Genomic DNA, 6,524 nt, shown 5'->3' on the forward strand with positions numbered 1-6,524 from the left:
GGAACGCTGGATTTATCCGCGACCCACTGCTTTATGCCGACCCTCGTGCGGCGTCATTCGGTTGCTGTACGACAGAATGCGGCGGCGATCACTAACTTATGATTTCGCCAGATGTAACCGCTTTCAATATGTGAGTAAATTCACAGTATCTTAACATTGTGATAGCTATGATGGCACCGCTTGTCGCACTGTAACTACGATGTAACTGTGAGTAATCACTTTTACCGAGGTAAAAGCGCTTTAAGCGAAATTAAAGCCTATTTCTGGAGCGTTACCGGGCAAGGAAGAGAGATTTTTTTAAAATGAGCTTCGGCGTTTACATAACACTTCATTAACGTTTTGTCCCGCCGGGCATTTATCTTACGTACTACCCTGCATAATAAAACCGGAGTTACCATGAATAAGAAGGTGTTGACCCTTTCTGCCGTTATGGCAAGCATGTTATTCGGCGCGGCTGCACACGCTGCGGATACTCGCATCGGTGTGACAATCTACAAATATGACGATAACTTTATGTCCGTGGTGCGTAAGGCTATCGAAGCAGATGCGAAAACGGCGCCAGATGTGCAACTGCTGATGAACGACTCGCAGAACGACCAGTCCAAACAAAACGATCAGATCGACGTGCTGCTGGCAAAAGGCGTGAAAGCGCTGGCCATCAACCTGGTTGACCCGGCGGCTGCGGGCACCGTTATCGAAAAAGCGCGCGGTCAGAATGTGCCTGTGGTCTTCTTCAACAAAGAACCTTCCCGTAAAGCGCTGGACAGCTATGACAAGGCTTACTACGTCGGTACTGACTCCAAAGAATCCGGTATTATCCAGGGCGATCTGATTGCCAAACACTGGGCGGCAAACCAGGGCTGGGATCTGAACAAAGACGGTCAGATTCAGTTCGTGCTGCTGAAAGGCGAGCCGGGTCATCCGGATGCTGAAGCGCGTACCACTTACGTTATCAAAGAGCTGAACGACAAAGGCATCAAAACCGAACAGCTGCAGTTAGATACCGCCATGTGGGACACCGCAATGGCGAAGGACAAAATGGATGCGTGGCTTTCCGGTCCGAACGCCAACAAAATTGAAGTGGTTATCGCCAACAACGATGCGATGGCAATGGGCGCCGTTGAAGCGCTGAAAGCACACAACAAAACCAGCGTACCGGTATTTGGCGTCGATGCGCTGCCAGAAGCGCTGGCACTGGTGAAATCTGGCGCGCTGGCCGGTACTGTGCTGAACGATGCGAACAACCAGGCAAAAGCGACCTTTGACCTGGCGAAAAACCTTGCCGATGGCAAGGGGGCGGCTGACGGCACTGAGTGGAAAATCGAAAATAAAATCGTCCGCGTTCCTTACGTAGGCGTTGATAAAGATAACCTGGCCGAGTTCACTAAGAAGTAAGTTTGTGGGGCGCGATGTTATCGCGCCCTTTCATCACGCACTTTGCGAGGCCAACAAGGTATAATTATGGTCAGCACAACTACTCAGCCGTCAGGCGAATTCTTGTTGGAAATGAGCGGCATCAACAAGTCTTTTCCCGGCGTTAAGGCACTTGATAATGTTAATTTAAAAGTCCGCCCACATTCGATTCATGCATTAATGGGAGAGAATGGCGCAGGAAAGTCGACACTATTAAAATGTCTTTTTGGGATCTATCAAAAAGATTCTGGCAGCATATTATTTCAGGGTAAAGAAATCGATTTTCATTCAGCCAAAGAAGCGCTGGAGAATGGTATTTCAATGGTACACCAGGAATTAAACCTGGTATTACAACGTTCTGTTATGGACAACATGTGGCTGGGGCGTTATCCCACCAAAGGCATGTTTGTCGATCAGGATAAAATGTACCGCGATACCAAAGCGATTTTTGACGAGCTGGATATTGATATCGATCCGCGTGCGCGCGTCGGAACATTGTCCGTCTCGCAAATGCAGATGATCGAAATTGCCAAAGCGTTTTCGTATAACGCTAAAATTGTGATTATGGATGAACCGACTTCTTCGTTAACCGAAAAAGAGGTCAACCATCTGTTCACCATTATTCGTAAGCTGAAAGAACGCGGCTGCGGTATTGTCTATATCTCCCACAAAATGGAAGAAATTTTCCAGTTGTGTGATGAAATTACCGTGTTGCGCGACGGACAGTGGATTGCGACGCAACCGCTGGAAGGGCTGGATATGGACAAGATCATCGCCATGATGGTCGGCCGTTCCTTGAACCAGCGATTCCCGGATAAATCCAACAAGCCGGGGGAAGTGATTCTTGAAGTGCGCAACCTGACCTCGCTGCGTCAGCCGTCCATTCGGGATGTTTCCTTTGATTTGCATAAAGGCGAGATCCTCGGTATCGCAGGACTGGTCGGCGCTAAGCGTACTGACATCGTTGAAACGCTGTTTGGTATCCGTGAGAAATCATCGGGCACCATTACGCTGCACGGCAAAAAGATTAATAACCACAGTGCGAATGAAGCCATTAACCACGGTTTCGCGCTGGTCACCGAAGAGCGTCGTTCTACCGGGATTTATGCTTATCTGGACATTGGTTTTAACTCCTTAATTTCCAATATTCAGAATTACAAAAATAAAGTGGGTCTGTTAGATAACTCACGAATGAAAAGTGATACCCAATGGGTTATTGACTCTATGCGGGTAAAAACGCCATGTCACAAGACGCAAATTGGTTCGCTTTCGGGCGGTAACCAGCAGAAAGTGGTTATTGGTCGCTGGCTGCTGACGCAACCGGAAATTTTAATGCTCGACGAACCCACCCGTGGGATCGACGTCGGTGCGAAGTTTGAAATTTATCAGTTAATTGCGGAACTGGCGAAAAAAGGTAAGGGGATCATTATTATCTCCTCCGAAATGCCGGAATTGTTAGGGATAACGGATCGTATTCTGGTCATGAGCAACGGCCTCGTTTCTGGAATTGTTGATACAAAAACGACAACGCAAAACGAAATTCTGCGTCTTGCGTCTTTGCACCTTTAAGATCAGGGGCTCCTCATGAGTGCGTTAAATAAGAAAAGTTTTCTTACTTATCTGAAAGAGGGCGGTATTTACGTCGTTCTTTTAGTCTTGCTGGCCATTATTATTTTCCAGGATCCCACGTTCTTAAGTCTGCTTAACTTAAGTAATATTCTGACCCAGTCTTCCGTGCGTATTATCATTGCACTGGGCGTCGCCGGTCTGATTGTCACCCAGGGGACAGACCTGTCAGCGGGTCGTCAGGTGGGGCTGGCGGCGGTGGTGGCGGCAACGTTGCTACAGTCGATGGAGAACGCCAATAAAGTGTTCCCCGAAATGGCGACCATGCCGATTGCGCTGGTTATCCTGATCGTCTGTGCTATTGGCGCGGTCATCGGTCTGGTGAACGGGATTATCATTGCTTACCTGAACGTAACACCGTTTATTACGACGCTCGGCACGATGATTATCGTCTACGGGATCAACTCTCTGTATTACGACTTCGTGGGGGCTTCACCGATTTCGGGCTTTGATAGCGGCTTCTCGACCTTTGCGCAGGGCTTTATCGCACTGGGCAGCTTCCGGCTGTCGTATATCACGTTCTATGCGCTAATTGCCGTGGCGTTTGTCTGGGTGCTGTGGAATAAAACCCGCTTCGGTAAAAACATTTTCGCCATCGGCGGTAACCCGGAAGCGGCTAAGGTATCAGGCGTGAACGTGGCGCTGAACCTGCTGATGATCTATGCGCTGTCCGGTGTGTTCTATGCCTTCGGCGGTCTGCTGGAAGCGGGGCGTATCGGCTCAGCAACCAACAACCTGGGCTTTATGTACGAACTGGATGCGATCGCGGCGTGCGTGGTCGGCGGCGTATCGTTTAGCGGTGGGGTGGGAACGGTGTTCGGCGTGGTGACCGGTGTGATCATCTTTACCGTCATCAACTACGGTCTGACCTACATCGGCGTTAACCCGTACTGGCAGTACATCATCAAGGGCGGCATCATTATCTTTGCGGTCGCACTGGATTCACTGAAATACGCGCGTAAGAAGTAATCCCTTCAGGGCAGAATCAAACCGGTGCAGACGTGCTCTGCGCCGGTTTTTTATTTGATAAAAACTAACCAGATGCCGACAAGCAGCGCGCCGACCGAAAGACCAAAGTAGACGCCAATATAGCTCCAGTAAGCGCCAGGTTCCGCTGCGCGCTGAATTAAGTGCGGCGTTTGCGAACCTTTAACCGTTTTCTCAACGACGCCAGAGCGTAACCCTTTAATACCTTCCCGCAGGGTCCAGGCGACGATCATCAGTACGCCAATCACGATAAAAAGCGTTTTGTCTTCCATGCTTATTTTCCTTGTCTCTTTTGCAGTTCAAGCAATTGTTCCGGCGTTACGGCCGGATAGCCCTGGGCATCGTCGGGAACCTGATGCAGGGAGGGAATTGGCACTAACGGGCCGAGGAAACGGGGTTCACGTTTAAACAGATACAGATCGGCCAGCGCGCCAAAACGTGCGCCAAACTCGCGTACCCGAACCGTCAGCATATCTTTTGGCGACGGCACGGCGTAGCACTGCGCCTGAATCCCCATATGCAACGCGATAAACAGTGCGCGTTCGCAGTGGAAACGCTGGGTAATGATGATGAAGTCATTGGTGTCAAAGACTTTACGGGTGCGGACAATCGAATCGAGCGTGCGGAATCCAGCGTAATCTAACACAATATCGGCAGGATCGACGCCAGCGGCAATTAGATCTTTGCGCATCGTCATCGGTTCGTTATAGCTTTGCAGGGCGTTGTCGCCGCTGAGCAGCAGATAGTTAACTTTGCCGCTGTTATAGGCGTTCAACGCGCCCTGAATACGATAGCGATAATACTGGTTGATCACCCCAGTACGATAATATTTGGCCGTGCCGAGCACCACGCCAACCTGGCGGTAGGGCAGGTCCTGAAGCTCGTCGTAAATATAGGGGGCAGTTTTCCAGCTCATCCAGCGATCAAGGCCCAGCACGATCAACAGCAGCAAGCCGATCAGGACCAACAGGCTGTAGAGGGCGCGCTTTAGCATGAAGAAAACTCTGTCACTGGATGAAATTTCAATCAGGCTACTGTACCCGCTGGCGAAGCGCAAGAAACAGCAGTCTGATTGGGGGGATTTTCAGCAATACGTGAAACAAGCGTAGGTCTGATAAACGTTGCGCCATCAGGTGGTTAGACCGGATAGCGATGAAAACGCCTTATCCAGCCTGTGCGCGGACGCCATCAGACAATTAGCCCAAAAGTACGCGATCGATGTTGCTGCAGCCCAGCGCTTTCAGCGTGGCGGCGGTGGCATCCCACTGGATCAGCGGCGCGTCGGCTTTTTCCGCCAGCACCGCACGCTGAATATCGGCATAACCATAGCCGTTCAGATTCAACATAATCAGCGCGCCCTGTAGCGGTGGGATGGTCGGGTTAAATGCGGCGTTTTCGCCATAGCTTCCGCTAAAGATACGTCCATCTTTGCACTCCAGCGCTACACCGCTCGGTGACTGGCTGTACGGCATATGACTGCGGCTCGCGGCGGCAATGGCCGCTTGCGTCAGCGCATCTCCCTGAGGGGCGAAACCGTGATCCTGTTCGTCCATCAGCAGCGTTTTGATGTCGAGATCTTTCGGTCCAAACGCGTCCGGCAAATAGTCGCGCAGCGTATGCGGTTCCCGACCGGGCAGATGAATGCGCAGATCCAGCCCGCTGTTCAGTTCGTTCATAAACTGGCGGCAGTGGCCGCACGGGGTGTAGTTAACGGTGATTGCGGCGAGACCTTTCTCGCCGCGCAACCAGGCGTGGCTGATGGCGCTTTGTTCAGCGTGAACCGTTTGTTGCATCGTCGCGCCGAGGAATTCCATATTGGCGCCGAAATACCACGTTCCGCTCACGCCGCGCGCAATTGCGCCAACGTTAAAGTTCGACAACGGCGTACAGGCGCAGGCCGCCGCCAGCGGCAGCAGCGCGAATGCCAGCGCGTCTTCGTCCAGTCCCGTTGCGCTTTTAAGCATTGATACCTGCTGAGCCGTCAGCGACGCGGGGAAATGCGTATCTGCCAGAATGGGCGCCAGCGCGGATTGCAGGTTGTCCGCAAGTTGGCTAAACGCAGTGTGAAAACGTGGGTGCATGGCGTTGCCTCATAACAATGTATTGGGATCGTAGTGTACGGGCCTGTTATGGCTATATGTGTGATCTAATTCTCATTGTGTATGCAACTTATGAAACATAAATTAAAAATGCGCGACGTATCGCAAATTTTAGCCCACAACCGCGAGAATAACCGGAAACAGGAACGGGGCGATCAGCGAGGTAATAATCCCGCAAATCACCAGCGCCAGCGAACTGAATGCGCCTTCCTGATAATCCAGCTCCGCACAGCGGGCGGTGCCGAGGGCGTGGGACGCGGTACCCATCGCCAGTCCGCGTGCGGCTTTGGTTTTAATGCGCATGGCGTTTAACAGGGTATGACCAAAGACGGCGCCGAGTATACCGACGAAAATCACGCACACGGCGCTGACCGCCGGAATGCCGCCGATGCTGCCGCC

The 6,524-nt window shown here is 51.6% G+C and carries 8 protein-coding genes; 4 read left to right on the forward strand and 4 right to left on the reverse strand.

Annotation, left to right across the window (positions count from 1 at the left end; genetic code table 11):
* From AB7E14_RS18555 to mglC, 4 genes are all read left to right on the forward strand, one after another.
* The coding region (locus AB7E14_RS18555; RefSeq protein WP_428169781.1) for a hypothetical protein at positions 1 to 102 on the forward strand (102 nt) is incomplete at its 5' end.
* 294 nt (positions 103 to 396) lie between these two features.
* Entirely contained in the window at positions 397 to 1,395 is a 999-nt protein-coding gene (gene mglB / locus AB7E14_RS18560; RefSeq protein ID WP_043000124.1) for a galactose/glucose ABC transporter substrate-binding protein MglB, read from the forward strand.
* Positions 1,396 to 1,461: 66 nt separating this feature from the next.
* Positions 1,462 to 2,982, forward strand: a complete 1,521-nt coding sequence (gene mglA / locus AB7E14_RS18565; RefSeq protein WP_316962511.1) for a galactose/methyl galactoside ABC transporter ATP-binding protein MglA — start codon at positions 1,462 to 1,464, stop codon at positions 2,980 to 2,982.
* Between the two features lie 15 nt (positions 2,983 to 2,997).
* Complete coding sequence (gene mglC / locus AB7E14_RS18570; RefSeq protein ID WP_043000126.1) at positions 2,998 to 4,008, forward strand: galactose/methyl galactoside ABC transporter permease MglC; 1,011 nt, start codon at positions 2,998 to 3,000, stop codon at positions 4,006 to 4,008.
* A 50-nt stretch (positions 4,009 to 4,058) separates the two neighbouring features.
* Here mglC and AB7E14_RS18575 read toward each other — a convergent pair whose 3' ends face one another.
* The 4 genes from AB7E14_RS18575 to AB7E14_RS18590 form a co-directional block, all read right to left on the reverse strand.
* Complete coding sequence (locus tag AB7E14_RS18575; RefSeq protein WP_316962512.1) at positions 4,059 to 4,298, reverse strand: DUF2542 family protein; 240 nt, start codon at positions 4,296 to 4,298, stop codon at positions 4,059 to 4,061.
* A 2-nt stretch (positions 4,299 to 4,300) separates the two neighbouring features.
* Positions 4,301 to 5,020 (reverse strand): outer membrane permeability protein SanA, encoded by a 720-nt coding sequence (gene sanA, locus AB7E14_RS18580; protein ID WP_043000129.1) that lies wholly within the window; start codon positions 5,018 to 5,020, stop codon positions 4,301 to 4,303.
* Between the two features lie 202 nt (positions 5,021 to 5,222).
* Complete coding sequence (cdd, locus tag AB7E14_RS18585; RefSeq protein WP_058586825.1) at positions 5,223 to 6,107, reverse strand: cytidine deaminase; 885 nt, start codon at positions 6,105 to 6,107, stop codon at positions 5,223 to 5,225.
* A gap of 129 nt (positions 6,108 to 6,236) precedes the next feature.
* A partial coding sequence (locus tag AB7E14_RS18590; protein ID WP_428169780.1) for an LrgB family protein occupies positions 6,237 to 6,524 on the reverse strand: 288 nt, incomplete at its 5' end.

The sequence above is a fragment of the Citrobacter sp. genome (assembly GCF_050252275.1).
Lineage (GTDB): Bacteria > Pseudomonadota > Gammaproteobacteria > Enterobacterales > Enterobacteriaceae > Citrobacter_A > Citrobacter_A amalonaticus.